This window comes from Alteromonas stellipolaris, assembly GCF_001562115.1.
GTDB classification, from domain to species: domain Bacteria; phylum Pseudomonadota; class Gammaproteobacteria; order Enterobacterales; family Alteromonadaceae; genus Alteromonas; species Alteromonas stellipolaris.
Map to the genome: position 1 here is coordinate 160,329 of NZ_CP013927.1, position 21,905 is coordinate 182,233.

General features: G+C 41.1%; 23 protein-coding genes. 5 read left to right on the forward strand and 18 right to left on the reverse strand.

All coding sequences use genetic code 11. The annotated features are described in order from the left end of the window. Positions 1–243 precede the first annotated feature (243 nt). The 4 genes from AVL57_RS20535 to AVL57_RS20550 form a co-directional block, all read right to left on the reverse strand. Positions 244–879, reverse strand: a complete 636-nt coding sequence (locus AVL57_RS20535; RefSeq protein ID WP_061093749.1) for a hypothetical protein — start codon at positions 877–879, stop codon at positions 244–246. A gap of 174 nt (positions 880–1,053) precedes the next feature. Further along, entirely contained in the window at positions 1,054–1,647 is a 594-nt protein-coding gene (locus tag AVL57_RS20540; RefSeq protein WP_156454889.1) for a hypothetical protein, read from the reverse strand. A 3-nt stretch (positions 1,648–1,650) separates the two neighbouring features. Continuing rightward, positions 1,651–2,883: a DUF8534 domain-containing protein gene (locus AVL57_RS20545; RefSeq protein ID WP_061093751.1), complete on the reverse strand. Its 1,233-nt coding sequence runs from the start codon at positions 2,881–2,883 to the stop codon at positions 1,651–1,653. A gap of 28 nt (positions 2,884–2,911) precedes the next feature. Next, on the reverse strand, positions 2,912–3,430 hold the full coding sequence (locus tag AVL57_RS20550; RefSeq protein WP_312038631.1) for a putative periplasmic lipoprotein: 519 nt from the start codon (positions 3,428–3,430) through the stop codon (positions 2,912–2,914). Between the two features lie 235 nt (positions 3,431–3,665). Between AVL57_RS20550 and AVL57_RS20555 the strand changes: the two genes are divergently transcribed. Beyond that, positions 3,666–4,031, forward strand: coding sequence for a hypothetical protein (locus tag AVL57_RS20555; protein WP_156454890.1), 366 nt, complete (start codon positions 3,666–3,668; stop codon positions 4,029–4,031). Positions 4,032–4,070: 39 nt separating this feature from the next. On the opposite strand, the gene AVL57_RS20560 is transcribed toward AVL57_RS20555, so the two are convergent. From AVL57_RS20560 to AVL57_RS20595, 8 genes are all read right to left on the reverse strand, one after another. After that, entirely contained in the window at positions 4,071–5,387 is a 1,317-nt protein-coding gene (locus AVL57_RS20560; protein WP_167542105.1) for a hypothetical protein, read from the reverse strand. Between the two features lie 287 nt (positions 5,388–5,674). Then, entirely contained in the window at positions 5,675–7,162 is a 1,488-nt protein-coding gene (locus AVL57_RS20565) for a Fic family protein (RefSeq protein WP_061093754.1), read from the reverse strand. A 506-nt stretch (positions 7,163–7,668) separates the two neighbouring features. Continuing rightward, the gene (locus AVL57_RS20570) at positions 7,669–9,183 is read right to left on the reverse strand and encodes a DUF4365 domain-containing protein (RefSeq protein WP_061093755.1); all 1,515 of its coding nucleotides are present in this window, start codon (positions 9,181–9,183) and stop codon (positions 7,669–7,671) included. Between the two features lie 237 nt (positions 9,184–9,420). Next, positions 9,421–10,173 (reverse strand): hypothetical protein, encoded by a 753-nt coding sequence (locus AVL57_RS20575; RefSeq protein WP_156454891.1) that lies wholly within the window; start codon positions 10,171–10,173, stop codon positions 9,421–9,423. Positions 10,174–10,413: 240 nt separating this feature from the next. Next, positions 10,414–10,758, reverse strand: coding sequence for a hypothetical protein (locus tag AVL57_RS20580; RefSeq protein WP_061093757.1), 345 nt, complete (start codon positions 10,756–10,758; stop codon positions 10,414–10,416). Between the two features lie 417 nt (positions 10,759–11,175). Further along, entirely contained in the window at positions 11,176–11,364 is a 189-nt protein-coding gene (locus AVL57_RS20585) for a hypothetical protein (protein ID WP_061093758.1), read from the reverse strand. Beyond that, positions 11,357–11,668 carry a hypothetical protein gene (locus tag AVL57_RS20590; RefSeq protein WP_061093759.1) on the reverse strand — a complete coding sequence of 104 codons (312 nt, stop codon included), beginning with the start codon at positions 11,666–11,668 and terminating at the stop codon, positions 11,357–11,359. The genes AVL57_RS20585 and AVL57_RS20590 overlap by 8 nt, the downstream gene beginning before the upstream one ends. After that, positions 11,665–12,165: a hypothetical protein gene (locus AVL57_RS20595; protein WP_061093760.1), complete on the reverse strand. Its 501-nt coding sequence runs from the start codon at positions 12,163–12,165 to the stop codon at positions 11,665–11,667. Before AVL57_RS20595 ends, AVL57_RS20590 begins: the two co-directional genes overlap by 4 nt. Positions 12,166–12,311: 146 nt before the next feature. On the opposite strand from AVL57_RS20595, the gene AVL57_RS20600 reads away from it, so the two are divergent. The 4 genes from AVL57_RS20600 (at position 12,312) to AVL57_RS20615 (ending at position 15,804) form a co-directional block, all read left to right on the forward strand. Continuing rightward, positions 12,312–14,354: an ATP-dependent helicase gene (locus AVL57_RS20600; RefSeq protein WP_061093761.1), complete on the forward strand. Its 2,043-nt coding sequence runs from the start codon at positions 12,312–12,314 to the stop codon at positions 14,352–14,354. Further along, the gene (locus tag AVL57_RS20605; protein ID WP_061093762.1) at positions 14,344–14,655 is read left to right on the forward strand and encodes a hypothetical protein; all 312 of its coding nucleotides are present in this window, start codon (positions 14,344–14,346) and stop codon (positions 14,653–14,655) included. Before AVL57_RS20600 ends, AVL57_RS20605 begins: the two co-directional genes overlap by 11 nt. Beyond that, on the forward strand, positions 14,655–15,476 hold the full coding sequence (locus AVL57_RS20610) for a hypothetical protein (protein WP_061093763.1): 822 nt from the start codon (positions 14,655–14,657) through the stop codon (positions 15,474–15,476). Before AVL57_RS20605 ends, AVL57_RS20610 begins: the two co-directional genes overlap by 1 nt. A 115-nt stretch (positions 15,477–15,591) precedes the next feature. Beyond that, a complete protein-coding gene (locus AVL57_RS20615; RefSeq protein WP_061093764.1) occupies positions 15,592–15,804 on the forward strand; it encodes a hypothetical protein in 213 nt (70 codons plus the stop codon). Positions 15,805–15,890: 86 nt separating this feature from the next. On the opposite strand, the gene AVL57_RS20620 is transcribed toward AVL57_RS20615, so the two are convergent. The 6 genes from AVL57_RS20620 to AVL57_RS20645 all read right to left on the reverse strand — a co-directional run bounded on the left by AVL57_RS20620 (position 15,891) and on the right by AVL57_RS20645 (position 21,850). Continuing rightward, positions 15,891–16,091, reverse strand: a complete 201-nt coding sequence (locus tag AVL57_RS20620) for a hypothetical protein (protein WP_061093765.1) — start codon at positions 16,089–16,091, stop codon at positions 15,891–15,893. 8 nt (positions 16,092–16,099) lie between these two features. Continuing rightward, positions 16,100–16,324, reverse strand: a complete 225-nt coding sequence (locus tag AVL57_RS20625; protein WP_061093766.1) for a hypothetical protein — start codon at positions 16,322–16,324, stop codon at positions 16,100–16,102. A 176-nt stretch (positions 16,325–16,500) separates the two neighbouring features. Next, positions 16,501–16,923, reverse strand: a complete 423-nt coding sequence (locus AVL57_RS20630; protein ID WP_061093767.1) for a helix-turn-helix domain-containing protein — start codon at positions 16,921–16,923, stop codon at positions 16,501–16,503. A 15-nt stretch (positions 16,924–16,938) separates the two neighbouring features. Next, positions 16,939–17,238, reverse strand: a complete 300-nt coding sequence (locus tag AVL57_RS20635) for a type II toxin-antitoxin system HigB family toxin (protein WP_061093768.1) — start codon at positions 17,236–17,238, stop codon at positions 16,939–16,941. A 96-nt stretch (positions 17,239–17,334) separates the two neighbouring features. After that, on the reverse strand, positions 17,335–19,827 hold the full coding sequence (locus AVL57_RS20640) for a Calx-beta domain-containing protein (protein ID WP_061093769.1): 2,493 nt from the start codon (positions 19,825–19,827) through the stop codon (positions 17,335–17,337). A 61-nt stretch (positions 19,828–19,888) separates the two neighbouring features. Beyond that, entirely contained in the window at positions 19,889–21,850 is a 1,962-nt protein-coding gene (locus tag AVL57_RS20645; protein WP_061093770.1) for a Calx-beta domain-containing protein, read from the reverse strand. Positions 21,851–21,905: the final 55 nt, after the last annotated feature.

The following is a 21,905-nucleotide window of genomic DNA, read 5'->3' on the forward strand; positions in this document are numbered from 1 at the left end:
CAGATCAATAGGGAGGCCAGTGTGGGAGTCGATAACGTTCCCATCATCTAATACGTCAATAAACTCCACGGCTCGTAAGCCGGACGGCGCTCGAAAATGAAGAGAAATCGACTTTCCACAGTATTTCTCTTCCAATGTCGACTTAAGCATTTTAAATGATGTGCATTCACAGGTGTCATAAAAATTTTTAATGGTTACAAGCATACCTTCTCTTTTTTGTATCAGCTCGGCGGCGGGATTCAATTATTTTGTATCTGCACTAGGTTCACACTCGGTAAACAATGCGTCTTTAGTTCCTGACAATAACTCTGTTGAATTGACCGCTAAGTTACATAGGGAATGGCGAAGTTGCTGCTTAGCAACTGCTATAAATTGCGGGTTAACTTGATCATCACGAGTGAAATGTAAGACTTTTTCGCCCCCCGATATCGCATTTTCGTAATACGAAATAACATTATCAAAAGCAGCGTCAGCCACACTTAACTTGGTGGCCTCAACGTCTACTTTGTATTTCCCATTGATAGATGTCACCACGGTAAACAGGGGGATCGAATACACTTCGTCTCGATATACTTTTAACTGGGTTTTGACGTAGTACGTTTGTGCCTGTTCATCAACACGCTCAATACTGGCCCTGTCATACTTACTGTACCCTTCGACAAAGTCTTCGTACTCTTGTGGGTTTGATACATACCCCTTCGCTCTTGCCTTATTCTCAGAAAGTGCGACTTTCCAAAAGTCATTGGCTACAGCAGCGGGATCGTTCGGTGTATACAACAAATCAAAGAAATCACTTACCTCATTTTGATAAACAAAGCCCGCTACACCACCTACTAGCAACGTAGTGCCTAGAAAGATAGACAACCCTTTTTTATTCATACTCTGATACTCATACGTCTTGGAGATAGCCAGAAAGTAGCTAATCAATAAACGGATAACCAATGATTTCCGGATATGGCAAGATTTACTGTGAAGAGGGAAGTGAAAGAGAAACTAAGCGCTTCTTAAACCAACGAAGCGCTGCAGGTGAAATTTCGCTTACAATGACACACGCTATAACGGGTGCGGAGTATCTGACAGAAGTGAAACTTCGAATCCAACGGCGGTAAGGCGGTAGTGTAAGCGGCCTTTGTTGTCCTCATTATCGAGCAGTGTCATACCATCGATGATTTGCTCTAAGGCTTCAACCGTATTCTTACTGACTTGGGCAAGTGTCATGACCATATACCCGTCATCGTTCTGTGCATATGCGACTACCGGATACCCACCCACTGTGATAGCGACGTGCGCCCCATACTGCGCGTGATGCTCATGTATATAAGAAGGTAAAGGTGGATAAGATAACCCCGCGTAGTCAGCTACAGAGTCATCTACAACCACTTTTTCATCTAATACTAGTAACTCTAATACCGAGTAGTTTTCTTTTATCAACGCTTGGTTTAACGCTTTATAGAAATGCGGAACGTTGCCAAAGTGATTATCTAAGAAACTGTATTTGGCGGTAAGCGCATCAAACGCACCGGTTATTTGATCTGCCGTATACTTCTCAGCATAGATACTGAATTGAGATACCCCATAGCTCACGCCTATGATTCCGGCCGCTACCATAACCCATGGCAACGCCTTGTTCTTCAGATTAAAACCCATATTTTACTCAATGAAATGGTTAAATAATTGCAGGCATTCTTTGTAAAACGCATCTTTATTTTTGCTCGTAGATTTACCAACTGTTTGTACTTTTCCATATAAACTTTCCATGAGCGGTACCGTTCTGGCTTTACGTTCTTGGTAAAGCTCATCATCCCATTTACCCATCACTTCAATCACATTAGTTGCCCCATTATTCTTTACTAGGAAGTCGGGCAATACCGCTACACCTTCGATAAAATTCGGTGTCAGTGGCTTAATGAGTGTTGTCTCGCTGTTTTGCTTTTTCAGAATGCACCCTATGGCGACTTTAGCCGCCACACGTTCTAGGTCACTATCCACCAGCATGAAGCCATTTTGAGATACTACCGGAGAGATGAAACAACGTGTTATTCCATAAAATGGTTTGCCCGTTTCTTTATCTTTTCCTAGTTCAGTGATAACGGCTGCGCACAATAGTGGCCCTTTGGTCAGCGAAAACATCCCGTTAAGACGGGTGAGCATAGTTTTTTTTCCTAACTTTTTGTCCCATCCTTCTTTAACATGTAAAACCCATCTATCGTTTTCTCGTGATACACCATCAATATGGCCAAGAATAATCGCTTGTGCTTTGTGTTTACCTATCCAAGAATCGGCGCGACTTTTTAATGTCTCGACCGCTTGCTTGTATTTACCAAAACCAAAAAACAAATATTCTTTAAGTACTCTATTACCAAGTGTATAAAGCTTCGCCGCATCACTGATTTGGATTACTTCACGTTTATAGCTAGGTGCCTTTGCAAGAGATATCTGATTGACATGAGCCGACTCAATTAAACTGGCCACTAGGCAGTACAACTTATCTGAGCGCGCTACTTTGTTTGACCTTTCCAATGACTGGGTTACATCTTTGTCGGTAGGTGTGGGAACCTGCATACTAAAGGAAAAGGAATTCAAACTTCCTTTTACCCTTAGCTCGCCATTGTCGGGTTTATCATTTAGCAGAGAATAAAAACGGCAGTGATTATGATGTTCTGTGCGGCCAGCGACCCTTGCAATGTAATAATGACCACTGGCTTGCAAACGCTTAATCGTCACGGGGCTGCGACAGTCACATTCAATCCACAGACCGTACAATGAAGCCAATAACTCTTGTTGTGATTTAGATTTTTCAAATAGAGTGCGAGATTCCCCCTCAGATAACGTTCTCACTTCGGTTGGAGACTGGTCGATCGTATGGTGTTTGATAACTCGCATTCTAATGTCCTTCTACAGTAGCTAGGCCTTATTCAGCTTTGATAACAGTAATAACTTTCTCATCTTCATCAATGCACGGATATGCAATATCCGTTTCGATAAGCGACATGGTGGCCATAGGTACATTTCCGGCTTCTAAAATGCTCGGAGTACTGATGAACAAATCTGGCCCTTCATAATACAAAGCATTCCAATTGTTTTCCGATACCAAACGTTCTAAATTTGCTTTCAAAGAGCCAGGTTTCACTAACATAGACACCGACTCATCAGGGTTGGCTTGCCCTACTAAAGAGAAGAATGCATCTTGATTGGTTTTAACCAACTCGTATTCTGTTTGGGTTAACTTAATATCAGGTACATCGCCTTCTACAAACGTGCTTCCACCTTCTGAGGTAATAGCATTAAGTTCGCTTTTGGACAGGTGAATGACCCCATTTGGATCTTTTTGAAACTCTTTGCCATCAATCATCACTGTATTTGGGTTTTGTGTAGCGCAGGCGCTTAAGGTTGATACTACAGCAAGTGTTATAAGTAATTTCTTCATCATATTTCTCACGTTTAACTTCATTAAAAGTATTGTGCGAAACATGAACTTCTTTTTCACTTAGTTTCCGGATATCGACACATTCTGTCCGCCAAATCAGTTACAGGCTACAGTAGAATGCTCACATTGATGTGATTGGGGCACTATTATGCTTAAAAAACTCTGCGTTTCTATTTCTATAATTCTCAGCACAACCAATGTAATCTATGCTCAAACTCTTGAGCAAAAGATAAATACGGTGAACAAGATAATTGCTTCTCGGTTAGCCTCCATTGAGCAAGAAACCAAGAAATTATCTCAGCTAAAAGCTGACAGTGAAGAACGACTAGAATTGGGCCAATCTCAAGAAAACAACAACTACCCTTCTGTCTATTTTTCTATACAACGTACAGCGTTGGCTAGAGAGTTAGACCGCATGTATAGTACCCACCAAGATTACAAGATTGATATGGACTTCACGCAAGAAAGCCAATCCAATAAGCTGGATGAACAATTTGTGAATTGGATAGAGCAAGGGTGGTTTATTGAGCATATGGAAATTGAAAAGGAAGATGAAGCCGCGCCTAACCATTCGACAGTCTATGTAAGGTTAGTGAAGCTATAAGGCTATCTTGCTATCGGTGGCACCTTGCTTGATTTCCTTTCACGATTTCCACGATGGAGAAGTGACTATCGCTTTATTTCTTTCATACGATTCCTTCGCCCTGATAAGGTTTCGCTCTCTTAATTCCATATTTAGGGTATCTTTATAGAGTATTTTTTTAAGGGGATACGTTTCGTCTGATATCACTATTGCGATAGATGATGCAGAAAGGAAATCCACACTTGGAACCTCTATATTCGAGACAAAAAATTTACACTCAGCACCTGGATTAAGTAAGATTGTCTTCTGACCATCTAATAAAAGGCAAGGCTCAGTGGTACGGAATGGTAGTTGCCCATCGACCTTTTTGAGGACTCCAGTATAAAGATTACCGTCTACCTTCATCAGACCACCAGCTAAATCCAGTGGATTAAGGTGAGTTGGCGTAGAGCTGTTATTTTTCAATTCGTAGGCTAAATAATTTGGGTTTTCATCCTTTTCATACCCCCAAAACTTGATCCTGCCAATCACTGCTGTACTAAGATCAGCTTCATACTCGAAGTATTCAAATTCATTCATTTTGACATTCATTCTTTCCTCCATCCTTACCTTACCTAAACTGACAGCGTATTTTATTTCTCTTGAATAAAAATCCTCTATCAATTGCGGTTTCGAAACAGCCAAATAATACTGTTCATGCCTCCCCCTTTCCGAAATCTCTTCCGCCACAGTAATTACAAACTTTTGCTCCTTCATAACCATGCAGGAATGATTAAAAGAACCACTAGGACTTCCGTGTTCCCAGTGCTCTCGCCAATAATAAGGTCTTACATGTGCCCGACCAGTCACAACACCTGCATGTGCGCTCTTGTCATATGGATAGCCTATAACCTCGGACAATTCTTCATAAAAAACGCGACCGTGAGGCAATAGGTTTCTAGAATTAGATTTAGATGCCGCCCCCAATCTGAAGAGCTCGTAAGTTTCAAAATCAGTGATGCCGTACTTTGTGGTAAGCGCCACCAACTCAAGAGGTTTGGCTTCTGGAGGCATAATTCGCAGAGCACCATTGCGAACAAATTCCCCACCATAAACCGTTTTACAATACTCAGCGGCGTTACGATAAACTCCATAAGGGTTCATCCTCCTCCTCTGAATATATGAAAAGCTTTCGGTCTCCTTGACTTCGACTGAAAGTTGTTCTGAAAAATGTTTGAGAAAATCAGAGGGCTCATGCGTATTTAATAGAGGGGAATTTCTGACTACTTCAGCGATAGTTGGTTGAGTAGAGCCACAGCCTTGAATCAATAGGCATATACATGAAAAAAGTAGCAAGCTAGCTCGCATAAATATTCCTTTATTAATTTCGCCCTGCACTAGTTTGCATGTTCAAAAGGAAGAAGCTGATTCAACCTGAAGTTACATAAATCAAAACTAAATGACATCCATAGGGAAGCTTAAAATTAGCTACTATTGGCCTAAGCCGATTACATCAACCGTCAGTGCACACACTGCGTTACTTAAATGCGCCTTACTGGATTCTTTGACATACCCAAAAGCGCTGTTAGGTTAACTAGGTTATTGTTCTGCTATTTTTATAATATTCAACTGCACAAAAATCAAGCACTTCATCTCTACCAGAGGGTGGATAGCGCTAAACCGTATCAACCGGCAGGCAATATATTTTTGTGTTTTACAATCTCACGATTGAACCTTGCGACACCTTGGTCCGGTAACTGATCGGCCATATGGGCTTTTAAGGTTGCTTTAGCTTCCCCGTAATCATTCCACTCAATGCTGGCAGTGTACGCGTGTAAATCTGCGAAAACTTTTGTCAAGGTTCTAAATTTACCCATTCTCGTGGCTTGCCTTAAACCATTTAGGTAGCTTTCTCTATGTACGGTTGGAACAATCAATTTGTGTGATTCACATACCACCAGCTCCGCATTCATCATGATACGGGATAGGCGCCCATTGCCATCATCAAAAGGATGTACTTCAGCCACCAAAAATTGAATAAAGATTGCTCTAGCAAGGCCTTGAGGTAATGATTGATATAAAGGAAATGCTTGCGATAAGGTACCTTCAACATGCTCGGGTTGGACAAATACACTATCTCCCGCTTTGTTAGCCACTTTCTTTATCACACCAGGGCCCTTTTCTGGCCTCTCATGCATGATAATGGCGTGACGGTTGATGAGTAGATTGAATAACTCATCAGGATTTTCCGGCACGGTCGACATGTCAGTGTAGTCGCTCACAACATTAAACACTGACAATACATCGTGACTATCTTGATGCCGGTTATCAATTGGCGCCTTCTCAAATACAATCCGTTCCGCCTCATCTATTTCAAACTCAGTGCCTTCGATGTAGTTTGAAAAGTAACTTTCATAAAATGACAAGTTGCGCCACCCAGCTGCGTTATACGCATAAGGGCGGTTATCAAAGTTACACTGTTTTAAATATGCGGCTAACCCCTCTAATAGGGTAATGCGGTGGGGATCAAATGGTGTTTTATTTACTTGTGCAATTGCACGGACACTTTCGAGATTTCTAACAGGCCTCGTGGCTAAAATACTGCCCACCAAGCCATCTAGGATTTTAGCTTCCCGCTCCATACCCAAGACCTCTGCGTGTGCAGATGCCTTATCTCGAATTGAATTGAGTTCAGCCTCGCCATGCCTGTCTAAAATACTGCAGAGCTTTTCTTCTACCCAGACTTTGCCGAGCGATTTCACCAACTCTTTGTCCTTGTGCGCGATTTGAAGATTTTCTAACAATAAACGCGTCATTTCACTGCGTGATAACTCAGGTAGGAACTGTTCTGTTAAGACATCAACATCACCTGGTAAGAGATGGATAACTAAGCTGTCAGCTACTTTTATTGTCTTACGTACCTTTAAACTTACGGTCACATACACTACCCCATTCACCGGCATTAACTTCTCTGCTGTGATATGCGTTGCTACGGCTTCTGGATATAAAAAATGGACGACCTTTGCCCAATTGGATAACACCAACTGGTCTATCTCAGCATATGCCGCATCCGTATAAATCCCAGCTCTTATACGCTTTAATTTGCCCGTTCCCACCTTCTTTGAATAAGCTTTCGATTCAGCGTCACTAGAAATAAAATATAGTTGGCCCATATCACCCCCACAATGGCGAATTTTTTAAGACTAAAACCTCTTATTGGTGAATTATTGCATAAAAAAAATGAAAAGGGCGAATTTTTGGCGATAAACTATATGTTTGATGCGGTACTGAGAAAGCGGTCCTTCGAATCTTTGTAAATCAATTAAAAAAATGAAATCTATGGCTCCGACCCAACAGGTTCAGTGTTTAATATGAACAGTTTATGTTAACCCGTTTTTGCTCAAATCCGCGCTGGACAGGGGCACGGATAATAATCCGAGTAGTTGTTTTAAAGGTGATAAGATTCGGAGTTCAGCAGAGGTCAGCTTTGACTAAACCTACGCTAATAAAGAGCATGAATATATGTCAGAAATGAGCGATTTTTAAGATTGCTTTCACCATAAGAGACTAACGGTAAGAGAAAAAATTTAAAATGATATTTGTGTTGAAAATTCACCACGAAGAGATAGGTAATGCGAATACATACCTGGAGCGTCCATATATATTTTGTAAAGTTCGATTAATCACGCAAAATTATGACAGATCTGTCGCCATAGTTCTTTTCAAGAGTAGAGAGTTCTTCATATAATTCCTCAACGAGTATTGGCGAAGACATGTTAGACACTATCTTATCCAAAATAGTTATATTTGGTTCGCATACTACATAGTCACGAGCACTGTCCTTACTAGTAACTATAGTACCCTCGGCAGAATATAAGACATAAAGAACGATATCACCGATACGATAGGCAATTGCTCCTAGAAGTACGATTTCGTCATTAGAATCAATCTTACCATCTACAATATTAAATGTTATGCGGAAACGTACTGCATTCCCCTGATAAAAATCTAGCATATCTGAAGCTGATGATTTCAAGTATTCCATTTCTTTGTAGCTAACGAATACTTCTTCGCCAACATCAAATAACTGAGTTATTCTCATCAATGTATTTAATGTTTCAACCTCACTGGAATAATCAACACTTTTACCATCGAAATTGATGCTTCCAAGTACTTCTTGTCCACCGTCACCTTTGAGTAATATTTTGTAAGTATCACCACTTGAGACATCACTGATAAACTTTAGGTTCTCCCTCAAATCACGCAATTTGAATGGCTTTAAACCGAAGTCAAACTTAAAGCTTATATTTTTACTATCATGTTTAAGTGTTATGTTGAAAAAGCTAGCTTTGTATCTTGATTTGAACAGAGGGTGATTAAAGTCCTCCAGAAATTGAGGGAAGTAGACTTCAACATCAAACCTGTAGTCATTACTAATACTGCCTTTACGAAAGATCATTCTCGCTTTAGCTGTAGGCTCAAGTCGAGTCAATGACAGTACAGCTGAATCTGAACTCAAGTCAGACCTTTCACTTAATTTTCCAAATCGTTTTTCGACAGCGGATAAATTTGAAATACGAGCCTTTTCTCTGAGACCAAGGTGTACATCAATAAGCTCTTCCAAATTTTCTTTGCCAATAAGGTCGAACTTAATTTTCAGGTGTTCTTCATCATAACCTGCGCTTTCTAGACAGTTCCTCTTGCAATTTAAGTAGTCGCTAAGGTTTCCGATGTATGATTTCAATTTTTTAGAAAGTGATTCGCCCGTCAACTCGGCCAATAGAAGACTTTCATCGTAATGAACTGTATAGCTCTTTTGATCTGTTGTAGTGACTAACTCAAGTACTTTTTCAATAAGCTCAGGGTCCACATGCCGAAGAAAAGCTCTAACTGGCAAATTAGCATCGTCATATTCAATGAATATATAAAAGCATGGAAGTGGATCTACGGCTAGTTTACGCAAATTTGATAGGCTAATAGACAGCTTACGCTCCTGCCCATCAGTCGCCTTAACTTGCACTTTACACTTAGGGGCAGATTGGTGAACTTGAAGACCAGTTATTTCATTGCTAAAAGGGAATTCGACTATAAAGTCCCAGCCCATTTTATCCTTTGTTGATTTGTTAGCAATTAAACCAACTTCAGAACACCAAGCATTGAAATGTAATTCACCTAAGTCACCTAAATCTCTCACTAATTAACTTCCTAACTAACATTTATCACAAAACCTTATTAACGCCTTCTGGCGTCAGAGCTGATGAAACATCCGCTTGGCTCGCGGAGCGACCTCAATCCAGCCTATCAGACATTTTCCAGTATGTCTGATACTCGCTATAGCCGCCATTTCAATTGCAATAAGCCAACGGCTGCAATACGTAAGGAGCTGCCCATGTTTTAACGGCCCAGTGGCCGAGGGGAACGACTCGAGCGCTTAGGAAGAAAAACGCTCCAATGCCTCTTTTTCGTATTTTGCATTACTTACACCCCAATTACTTTCGTTTTTGAAGTAATTAAGCAAAGCATCTAATTTTAACGGATCATCTTCAATAACCTTTAAGCTTTTATCGATAGGTTCTCTCGCTTCGACTTTACTTTTGAATATGTCACCGTATGCTAAATTTTGTAGGCATACTTGAAAGTCCCCTAAATAGCACGATGCATCATATGTGTAGTCCATCATTTTATCGAGGCAAGTAGTGCTGGTTGTATCATCTCGTAGCTTCATTACGTCATGCACGATAGATTGAAGAGAATACCTAAATGTTCTAAATAGTTTGGAATGAACAATTTCGTTTGATTCTATTTTACTTACAAGCAGAAGCAATGCTTGATTGACCTGTTGGGATAATTCTAAGTATTCCTCTAGGTCCAAAAAAGCAACATCATTAGGATTGAATTTTTTAATATTACAGTATGAATTAACTTCTCTGACGACTGCCGAACTCTGTTCTATTAGAAGGCTAACTTCCTTGAATAATTCAATTCTTGTATTTCTTTTTGTTTCTTCTCTTTGGGCTTTAATAGTATTGCTATGTTGTTTTGATAATTGTTTAAAGGCAATTATGATTGAAACAATTACTGACAAAGATGCCAATGAAGGTCCAGCAAAGTCTTTGGCTACTTCGTAACAGGATACATCACTAATAAAACTGCAACTTTTTACAATGATATTTGATGCCATCACTTGATATCCCTTTCTGCATAACAGCTTATTACTGAGGTTTCATGGTAACACTTGTTCCCAATGAAAAACCACATCCAGTATTCTTATGGGAAAAAGTATGAAATGACCGCTTTACGTACGCATGAGACTTTCAGATTTGATTTAGCTCTACCTCTGAAAGTGTCAGGTTAAGTGGCGACTAATACATCTCATTCTAATTGGTTTATTGAACGCACCAAACGGCTAGTCAGTGAAGACCCATTAAGTGTGGGCCTGTGTTGATGATAGAGGTGTCCAAGGTTTTGGCGCAGCAATCGTACAGTCATAGACGCAGGTTGCCAACTCAATAGCCTCTTCAATTGCCAGCTTGTTTCGAAAATTATCATGACGTAACCCAGAGTCAGCCATAAAGAATAAGGCTTTCATACTCCATTCACCGAAGGTGACACCTTTAAATTCAGTTTTGTTTATTAATGACTGAATTGCCAAAATTACTCGACCATAATTATCGGCAAAACTGCTACTGTTAGTGAGGGCATGCACCACGTCATCAGACATTGCCTCAAAAACGTGGTTGTTTGTGAAAATAGCGTGAGTGTTGATCATAAGATTTTCCTTTTCTCTTTAATTTAAAAAATTCCGTCAGTCGCCTGACCCTTTTAAAAGTTAATGAGAAAAAAAATAAAAGCAATCACTTATTTCAATCATTTCAATAGGTTATAGATTTTACGCTTAAGACATGCGTTTACAGTACATTAATGATAAAGCGGTGTTAATCAAGCTTTTAATTAATTTTTTTGCCATGAAAATAGCGCACTAATGATTTAAATTTTTTTGTCAATAGTTATTTCTCACCTAATGATAACGTGTTTTTTGTCAGCACTTTAGGAAGAGGAATCGTCTGCATGTCGCTGTTAGATTGCAATAACTCAGCGACCGCAATACGTACTTTGCGGTAGTTCAACAGTTTAAATTTAGGCTTACACTAATTTGTTTATTACTCAGTATCCCACTTCTACATCGCTAACTATCTACAAATAGCAGCTTACCCAATACCACCAGCACAAATACAGAGGCCACTACGATACTTATTAAAGTAAAAAAGGACATCTCCCCCATCACTTCATCATCTTTCAGGCCTGAATTATCATCATCGTTGACCACTTCATAAAATTGATTTTTGGTTAGGATTGCTCCTATTTTCCTAAACATGATTGTCCTTGCGGTTAAGCGCCTTTTTCTTTAACAGTACCGCTTGCTTATGGGGATCGAAAATTTTATCTATGCCCCAGTTCGTTAAGTTAAACTCGCATTCCTTAAATCCGTGTTCCTTGAGGTACGACAAAATATACTTAGGTGAACGAAAGACTTTTTCGAATTCATTCATATGAGTCAGCGTCACTTCCATTCCATTTACCATCATCACTAACACCAAGTCACCGTTAGGCAGTCCAATGCCGGTCACTTGAGATACTGCACCTTTTTGTTGGAAAGATTTTACTGTTTCTATGTTCACGCATCACCTAAAAACACGGCTGAGTTTATATCGATAAAGCCATTAGCGGTCAGCATCCATTGGCGTTTATTCACTTCAAAGACATCTCCATTCATGGTTTGTCTAAAAGGCCAACTTCCAGTGACTGTTACATCGTTTTTCAGAAACCAGTGACCATTGATATTCATAGTCGAATGCCAAGCATCAATCAGCGTCGCTTTATGTTTTGTCGCTACTTTTTCATACCAGCCCGACTCGAACAGATGTCGGCTCGCTGAGGTAATGTTCTGCCAGCCTTCTTTGTATGTCTGGGGTTGCTGTAATAAGGACGCGTCCATAAGCAAATGGAAATACTCGTGTATACGATTTGCGTGTTGATGCAATTTAGTATCGTTTTGAATCGCATCGATTAGCGTACTTTCTTTCTCACACCCTATTCTTTCAGCGGGCGTCGACACCAACAGATGCAAGCGATAGAGCTCATCATATCGTAAGTGATAAACATTCACCGTAACCAATAGAATTCCTTAAGTTAGTTTCATAACTAAAGGATAAAGTTGGGGGGCAAAATTCACCGACAACTAAATACCACGATATCCAGAAATCTAATGCGGTAATCCCATGATTGATGTTTCATACCCAAAACGTTTCATGTCAGATAAATATGCAATTTAATCGACACCAATTAGATTTTATTCAATACCCCCTAGATACTCATATATGTTTAATCGCGCCTCCAGGCTCCGGCAAAACCCAAGTGACCAGTGCGAGAATTGCCTATCTGATTAAGCAAGGTGTTGCCCCCCAAAAGATTTTAGCATCAACTTTTAATGTTAAAGCGGCGGATGAGTTAACCGAACGCCTCAACGACTACCGGTTGCCTGCTCTGCCCCCCATTCGTAATTACCACAAAGTAGGCTCAAGAATGAATCGGGCCTTCAAGAAAAAAGGCTTTATCAAGCACCATCAGTTTATCCAACATGAATGGCAAATTAGAGAAAAAGCTAAGCAGGTATTGTTGCAAACGGCCAGCACTGACATCAATCCGCATGACTCAGGAACCTTGGAAGACTTTGTCAGTTTCATTAGCGTGGTAAAAAGCCAGCTTTTAAGTGCTGAAGATACCTTCACTGAAAAACAAATTAATGCACGGTACAGGTGTTTTATTAATGGCTTTGAAGAGTATGAAAAGCTCCGTGAGCAGCAAGGCTTTCAAACTTTTGATGACCTTCTATATGATCCAGTCAGAGTCTTATTGACGACACCTAGCGCGGTATCTTTCGTTGAAAATCATTTAGACCATATTTTAATTGATGAATTTCAAGATATGAACCCCATCACGTTTGCGTTATTTAGCTTCATAGCTGGGAGTCGTGCTTACATCACCGGCATTGGTGATGACGACCAAACTATTAACGTCTATCGAGGTAGTGATCCTCACTTTATTGTTTCTGGGTTTTCCGAAGGGTTACAAAACGTGGCGCTTCTTCAATTAGCTGAAACATATCGATTTGGCCATGTTACGGCCATAGCCGCTAATCAACTTATTCAACATAACAAAGTTAGACACAATAAGATTTGTGTATCCGGAGCAAATACGCCACATACTCACATCAGCCTTGGTTATTATGATGAACAACTCAGCTATCGGTGCCCCCACCAGCGTTCCCTTTTACAGACCATTAATAAACATTTAGCTACAGGGCGTCGTAAAAGCGACATTGGTATTCTGCTACGCACCTACCACATCTCACCGTGGATTGAGTTTGCCCTCATACGCGAACGCATAGCGTATAGAGTTGAAGATGGCCGTAGCGCTCTTTCACTTCCCTTTGTTCAAGGTATAAAGGCGTTTGCTGCCCTGCATGTCGAAACCCAATCCGAGCCACCGCAAGTATCGCCTATTATCTTTCTACTCAATCATCCTGTCCTACCCGTAAAAAAAGCCTTACTCCCCCAACTTGCCAGCCTGGTAGAGGCGAGTAGAACAATTGACGATGAGGACATCGAGCGGATAGAGCCCACGCTTTCACCTTATGTAAAAACCATCGTGAAAAAGCGTATCAATAGTCTAAATAAGGCCTTATCACAACCGTGGAGTGAGGCAGTTTCTACGTATTATGAGTCTGAAATACACGCTGCTTACACTGAACAAATTGCCACCCGTAAACAAGGGAATGACATTCGTAACCACAGTATTCTAATCGCAGCCCTCTTATTGCTGAATTCGACTCGTTCTGGTGATGAACTACTGCGAATAATGACCGCCCCGAGTGAAGACGAGGATACGATAACGATTACCACACTAAATAGTTCTAAAGGATGTGCTTGGTTCACCGTCATCATTCCAGCTTGCGTGGAAACCATCTTGCCGTATCAGCACCCCGATAGCCCAACCGACATAGAAGATGAGCGTCGACTAATGTACGTAGGTATCACCCGTGCTACACAACATTTACACCTTATCACCACAGAGAAGAAAGGCTTTCAATCCGCACTTAAGGCGGGCCATGAATCACCGGTATCTACAGTTTCCCCAACGATGAAGGAACCCAGTCGATTTCTTTACGAAATGCGGCTATCGGATGCAGAAGCCGTAGGTAACGCAATCACCCTTGATAACGACATCACCCTAACCACCACTGGCGATATCAGCATAATAGAACGCTATCTAACTACATTAGAGGATATTTATAATGGAGCATGATCCCATTCAACTGGCTCAATTAACGGTTTATCAAAAATATAAGATAACGAAACGGCCACGCTATGCTTTTGCTATAACCTGTTTTTCTATTGCCGCCGCTATGCTGCCTATCATCTTATTGGTGTCTTTGGGTAACGCGAACTACATCACCAAATTCACCTTATTTGGTACCGCTTCGCTATTTTATTCAGTAGGTGCTTATTACAATCGGGAGCATGTTCTTGGTTTTCAACAATATCAATTAATCTTGTTCAGTGCCGTGATTGGAATAGCGCTTCTTACCGCTAGATGGTGGCTATAATGTTTCCACATCAACTACAGCAGAAGATCTCGCTCGCACTTAAAGCAATCAATCAGTCGCAAAGTAATAGTGTGGTTGAACCGCAGAAAAGGACTGTTCGCTTTACCCCTCAACAAACACACTTTTTAGAGGCCTTGCAGCAAAGCCTTGGTGGGAAGGCCTCGTTCAATGATGCCGTGTCTCATTTAGTGAATCTTGGTATGCAAATGAATGAAGATCCATTCTTTTCGTATCACCAAGCTAAATGGCAAATTGATGATGTTTTCAAATTTCATATCATCCCAAGTATTTTTATAAATACGCTGTTGAAGGCCATCAATATTCCCGAGATTAACGAGACTAAAATCAATTCTAAAGACGCGCTTTTTCAATTGTTGAGCCCTCATGTAGACAAACTGGCCAAGTTTTTTAATGTCAGCAGTGCATATCTTAAAGGGGGCAACCCTTTTCCATACGTCATGCCCTACGCGCAACCTTTTCATCACGAACTTCTAGAGCAAATGGAACGAGACAGTATCACTGAGTTTCAGCCCATTTATTCTTTGCTTAAATACACCTGTCCAGAGTCAGTAGGCATCGATACCGCACTGTATGTGAAAATTGAATACCAATTGGATTTATATAAATCGATCAATGTGGTGAAGCCTATCGGGTTATACGCTGCGAGTGATATAGCTGTGAATCAATATGAGAGTATTGCGCAAACCTTGCGTTGGCGGTGCTTTCAATTTGCAATCGACCTTAATACCCTGAATCGATTTTCAATGGGCACATTCTTGCCCGAACAGGCAGGAAGAGGCTTACCTTGTTTGTCGCAATAATAGAGAGCTTATTAATGAGATAGCAAAGCCTAATATGCCTTTTTTTGACACCTTTCCCTTCTTCAATACGTTGAGCATATGAAAACAATGTGAGACAAGAAGAGAGGAAACCAATTTGGCTAATCAACTTTCAGTAAAAAAAATAGAAGATATTGTTAGCGAAGCAGCATTGAATGAGCGTTATTCAGTGACTGTTACACCCGAAGCGTACAAGGCTTGTTGTGTAGAGATACGTTATGTTGATAATGACCAACTAGCATGGAGAAAAAGAAGTTTCGAGCCAGATTTTGAGTCAGCACTTCGCCATAAACTGTCTGTTTACGCCTAATAATCAAATCATCGGAACAACACCTGAACTATGAATAATAGCTCAGGTGTTTTTAGTCAACTGACAGAAAGTAATTCAGATACATACTAGCGCCGGCCATTAAAAATTGGCATTTCTTTAGTGCCATCAGCAGTTATTTTATTTCCGTCCAAAGTCCCACTAGTTAGTAAATCAGAGTCCATTATTTCATGCACTTCATCATGCTCAATTGAAGATTTAGCGTGTCGTTTACCCTCAGCATGACAGGTATCGACTAACTTTCCGTTTTTGAAAAATCCAAATTTCATCTTATTTCCTACACTAGGTTATGAATAAATGTAAAGGCTGACATCAGCAAACTGATAATTGAAATGACGAGTGCCACTGTAACCTTTTTAGAGTTCGATTTGGCAATTTGAACAGCTTCTTCTTTCAATTCCATTTCACGATTCAGGCGCTTCCTTTCAGCCTTTATCTTGCGATCATTGTTAGCAGCTTTCGCATTTCTTAAAGATATTTGTAGCTCAGATTCAGGTGGCATCGAGTTTCCTATTTCGCTTTATCGAAGAGCGGTTTCAATAGTTTTTCGTAATCTCTGGTAAGTGCAGTTAATAATGAAAAGCCACTAACCTGTAACAAGTAAGGTGTTGCGTCTGACCAAACCCAGCCAGATAAAAATACTAATACGATTGAGACACAAAATAGCCATAATGCTTCCTACTCAAAAAATAACGCAGGGCTTATACCAAAGCGCTTAGCCAAACGTTCTATGTGGTCACGAGTTAAGCGCTTACCACCATTTAACACTTGGGACACCATGCTTTTACCGCCAATTTCATTTTTAAAATCGGTTGTATTAAGGTTGTGTTGATCCATTAAAACTTTAAGCGTGGCAACCGCAGGGTCGCCCCCCAATGTTCGTTGATTAAATTCAGTGAAAGACACCGCATCAGCTTCATAGCGCGCAATAGAATTGCCCAGCGCTTCAATAGCGACTAGGTTGGTATCATAATCTTCAATCAATTCTTCCATGAGCGCTAAAGCATGGTCATGGTCTTGCTGGTTTGAAATCTCACGCAACACAGGAACGCGTTCATTCAATTCGCTTACCAGTTCTGTGATCTGTTCAACGGCTAACATTTGGCTTCGCTCCTATCAACGATACTTTTTACAAAGTTCATCGTATTCAGCATGGGTAACGATATGCTTGACGTACATTCGGTTGTGCCTAAACTCAATGAAGGCCATTAGCCGAAGGTTGTTACCGCCAATATCAATTACCCACCATTTATCTTTGTACTTAAAATTGTCCAGAGTTTTAAACACCGCCATTAACGCTTCAGGTGTCTTAAACTCACCTCTGGTCAGCACGTTGTATGTCGCTTCAATTGCTGCGGCATCATTGGGATACTTCTTAATGGCATCTGCAAATGGCCGTTTTGATATTACGTGCATTTAAACTCCGTTTACTATTGGTAAACTATAACACTTCAAATAGGGTTTACAAGTAGTAAACCAGTTAAACAATAAACATGCTGCTTTTTTAAAGCTTTAAATTCGCTTAACCCTTCGGACTCCAACAAAGCAAAGCATGGCCAATAGCCCCCAGAACGTTACGCCACCAGCCGCACTCCCTTCATCAACTGTATTATTGTTTTCTGAATTATCGTCCTGACTTTCGCCCCATGCGCTCACAACCAGTGTCTCAGAAACCATTTCATCACTTTCGATACTGAAGGTGACATTCACTTCGCCCCCAGTGCTTTGCAGGCTATCGGAAAGGGTTAATGTCTCAGAAACTTGATCAACACTTTCCGCAAAAGTAAGGCTGGTTGTGTCTACCTGCTCATCCGCATATTCCAACACGACCTGCCCAGTAACTTCTACTTCATCATGGCCTGTTCGTACTAAGGTCACATCAATAATGTTCTCTGATTGGAAAAGGGTAAGTGCGAACTCGCCGTACTCTATGGGGGTTTCTGTATCATCGTCAGAACCGTCCAGAGCTTCTATTAAAAGAGAAGTGGTTGTAAATGTTACGCCATCAATACTAAACGAGGCTGAGACTTCCCCCCCGTTGTTTAAAAGGCTATCCGATAAAGCAACACTGCCGGTCACTGTATCTTCACTCTCACTAAAGTTAGCACCTATTTCAGCGCTGGTTTCATCTGAAAAAGAGAACATTATATTGCCCGTTACTGCAGTATCACCATAGTCCGAGCGTATTAATGAATATGTAAGAACCCCCTCTTGTTGGATAACCGCTAAAGTGAAGTTACCCATTTCGTCATCTCCGGTAGAACCATCATCTGAATTTGAAAGGGGTATGATGGTAAGGGTTTCGGTCACAATGGACTCACCTTCAATACTAAAGACAACCTGTACTGTGCCACCATCCTCTTGAAGACTTTCAGATAGCAGTAAATCACCGGACAACGTTGTCTCGTCTTCTGAAAAGTTTGCGCTGTTTTCAATAACCGTTTCACCTTCTGAGTACAGCGATAAGGTGCCTGAAACCACGACCTTATCGGCATCGCTACGAAATAGTGAATAAATGACACTTTCTTGTGATTGGTATACCTCTAATGAAAAGTAACCTGAATTAGCCTCAGTGGTATTTATTATGCTAACGGTCGAGGTGCTACTTTCGCTGTCGGCATACTCACCAGACAGAGTCAGAGTAAAGGTTTCAGTGTCTTCATACTCACTATCTTCTAATAGCATTACGCTGACGTTCATTTCAGTTTGACCATCTGCGAAAATCACGTCCTCATCAATGGCTGTGTAGTCAACACCTGCCTCGGCTGAATCGTCACTGGAGCTTAAATGCACTGTTGCGGTTCCCGCATCTCCTTCGGTCCTAATCAGTTGGATTTGCGCGGTGCCCCCTTCGTCATTTGCATAACCTGAAGCGCTAAACCCAACTACCCCTGATGACGCTGTCACTTCATCGCTGATAATATGCAGCGTGGCTTTCGTTAGCTCCCCTTCTGAAAGCATATAGGGGTAACTCAACGCCATGGTTAAAGTCTCTTCTGCTTCTTCTAGAGCGTCATCAATTACAGGCAAGGTAAACGTCGCATTATCCGCACCTATTTCAAACGCTACATCGATAAATGCATCGTCGAAATCTTCTCCATAGGTCGCAGTTGCTTCACTTAAAATTACTTTTAACGTTGCCGGTGCACCCAAATCACCATCTCGATAGACAGTGATGTCGATGGATTCATTATTTTCATCAACATAAAAATCTTGTGCAGCAAAACTCATTTGTCCCCAGGGCTCTACTTCACCCCCCCAGCTTTCAGCTATCTCAGCATTGTCTTGTATAACTTGAAGGTTATTTTCACTTGCAACATTTCCACATTGTTCACCATCGATAATCAGATTAGGTGATGAAAAACGTAGAACCGGTTCCTCAGTGAACGAAGAATACATGATGGTTTGGTAATTAGAGCAAGTGGATGGATGCGCATAAACAGGATCGGTTTCGCCAATGGCCTCATACTCATGATTCGCGCCAAGGTTGTGTCCAAGATAGTGAATGAAACTCATGTTATCAATATCACTGTCTTGCGCCAGCAGAACCATATAATCACCATTTTGCGCTGCAGTGCCCGTCACTTCTTCATCCCGATAGTCTCTTAGGTACAGTACGATATCGGGCGACCACTTGGTGTATACATCATATTCATCGTACCCATCATTGAAGATATAGAGACTTGCGTAATCATTCGCGCCACCAACTGTCTCATCGGTTCCCTCATCGACATAGGAATAATATGGCAATGCATCATCTATGCTTGTCATAGGTGTGAAGTCCAGCAGGTTGAGGGAAATGTTGGTGTCCTGTGCTAAGAAGACGTCGTTCGCTTCACTAAAAAGTAATTCTAATCGCGTAAGCCCTTCGCTTTGTCCTAATTCGGTGAAATAGCTTGGTTGGTAAAATACCAACACATTTAGTTCAGTGGCCTGCAAACTTTGTGGTAATCCAGTTAGAGAAAGAAGCAGTAAGGAGGCGTGGTGGCGAGTAAATAAAGACATAGATATTCTCACTTAAAAAAAAGCCCCAATAGAAATTAGGGCTTGTAAGGTGAATTATTGATTATTTGAAGCTAACTCGACGTAGAAATACTATTGGCGTTAGAAGGAGCAATAACCAAATATTCATAGCGCCCCCAGAGCTTTGTTCTTCTACAATCGAAGTAATTGTATTCGAGCTGTTCGTTCTTGAATTCACGGTAGCCTCACCAGATGCTTCCCAGCTGATAACCATTTCATATTCTTCTTCATCTATATCTAAGTCCGGCGTGGTGTAGGTCCACGTGCCGGTGATGGATTGATCGTCTACGGTCGCGGTTACTGTCACTGCATCAAAATCGTAATCTGGCCAAGTAATAGTGCCTGTTATAGTCACCTCACCCGTTACCCCATAATATCGGTTAATATCATAAGTAATGGTTTCGCCTTCGGTGTACGTCGTATCCCCGTTTTCTACGATAAAGCTTCCGGCTTCGCCATCATCGGTATCGACAATTGAAATTTCAGCTGACTGCGCCTCATACGCTATCGAAGCATCGCTTGATAAAGAAATGGTGTAGGTCTGGGCGATTTCATCGGTGTAATCTGCCCATGCTTCTGTAGTGAAGGTTTTCTGCGTTTCACCAGCTTTAAAATATAAAATTTCATTAACTTGTAGATAGTCAATTTCTGCCTCAGCGGTACCATCTTCACTTGTTGCCAAAACGATAACTTCTTGGGAGGTTTCACCGGAACGCGTCACCGTCACCGTACCACTGTCACCTTCGACCAATGAGGTGGGAGCAGTAATAGTAAAAGTACCAGCATCATCTTCATTCGCTACGTCTTCAATATAAACCGTGGCCTCACTAACATCTGCAAGAGACAGGGTATATGGAAATCGCAAGGCAAGGGTAAACGACTCTTCATCTTCATCTAAAAGGTCATTAACAATATCAAACGTGACAGTAGCGGTACTGCTATCAGCGGCAAACGTTGCAGTTTGATAAACATCTACGAAATCTTGCCCAAACGTTGCTGTATCATTTTCAGCAAAAACTTTTACGCTGGCCTCATTACTGATATCACCATTTCGAGTTAACGTGACTACTAATGTTTCATCTTCATAAACCGTGTATGTACTGGCGTCTATAGATACCTCGCCTACAACGTCCACACCATCTCTGCGCTGTGAAGAAGCACTCACATTACCGCTTATGACACGAGCATTGTCAGCTTCAACTTCATCACCACAATAGACCCCATCTACGGCAATATCAGGGTTGGAGTACATAGGCTCTCGCGTCCCATCATTCACCGAATGCATGATTGTGTAAGAATCGCCGCATTCCCAAGAATGCGCATAAGCAATGGCGTAATCAGGCACATCGTCGTATTCATGGTTTCCGCCCCAATTATGTCCAATTTCGTGAGCAGTGGTGGCCAATGATTGGTCGTCGCCTTTAGAAAGGATGATCGAATACTCACCATTTAATCCGGCTGCTCCTAACGTGACGCCAGTTCGATAGTCCGTTAAATACATCACGTGGTCGGCTTGCCATTTTTGGGTGTAGGTATCGTATTCATCAAAGCCTGGATTCAACATGGCTAATGAAGACAATTCATCAGCCCCTGCTTGAATGACTTCACCATCGTCGTTAGTGACCTCCAAATAAGGAACTGAATCTTCAATATTTGTTGTCATAACGATATCTTTAACCGTCACAAAAGCATTGATGTCGCTATTTTCCAATGTTTCATTGATAGTGTCTTCAACAGCTAGCAGATGTTGATAACCTTCGTATTCACCAAGAACCTTCATCAGCGAGTTTTGATAGAAGAGAACGAGATCAATTTCAATCGCACTATCTACTGCGGTATCAGTCTCTAATGAAAATGTTGAAGCATCCGATACTTGGGCAGTTCGGGCTTTGATATCTTCCAGTGAAATACCACCAGACGTTATGAATAAATCTGATTTGGCAAGCGCTGTACCGCTTAGTGATGCGATAAGTGCAGTAGCTAATAATGTGTGTTTGAACTTCATGTTTACTTCTCAACTTTTTTATAATTCTGCTCGGCCTATCCGAACATGTCACATA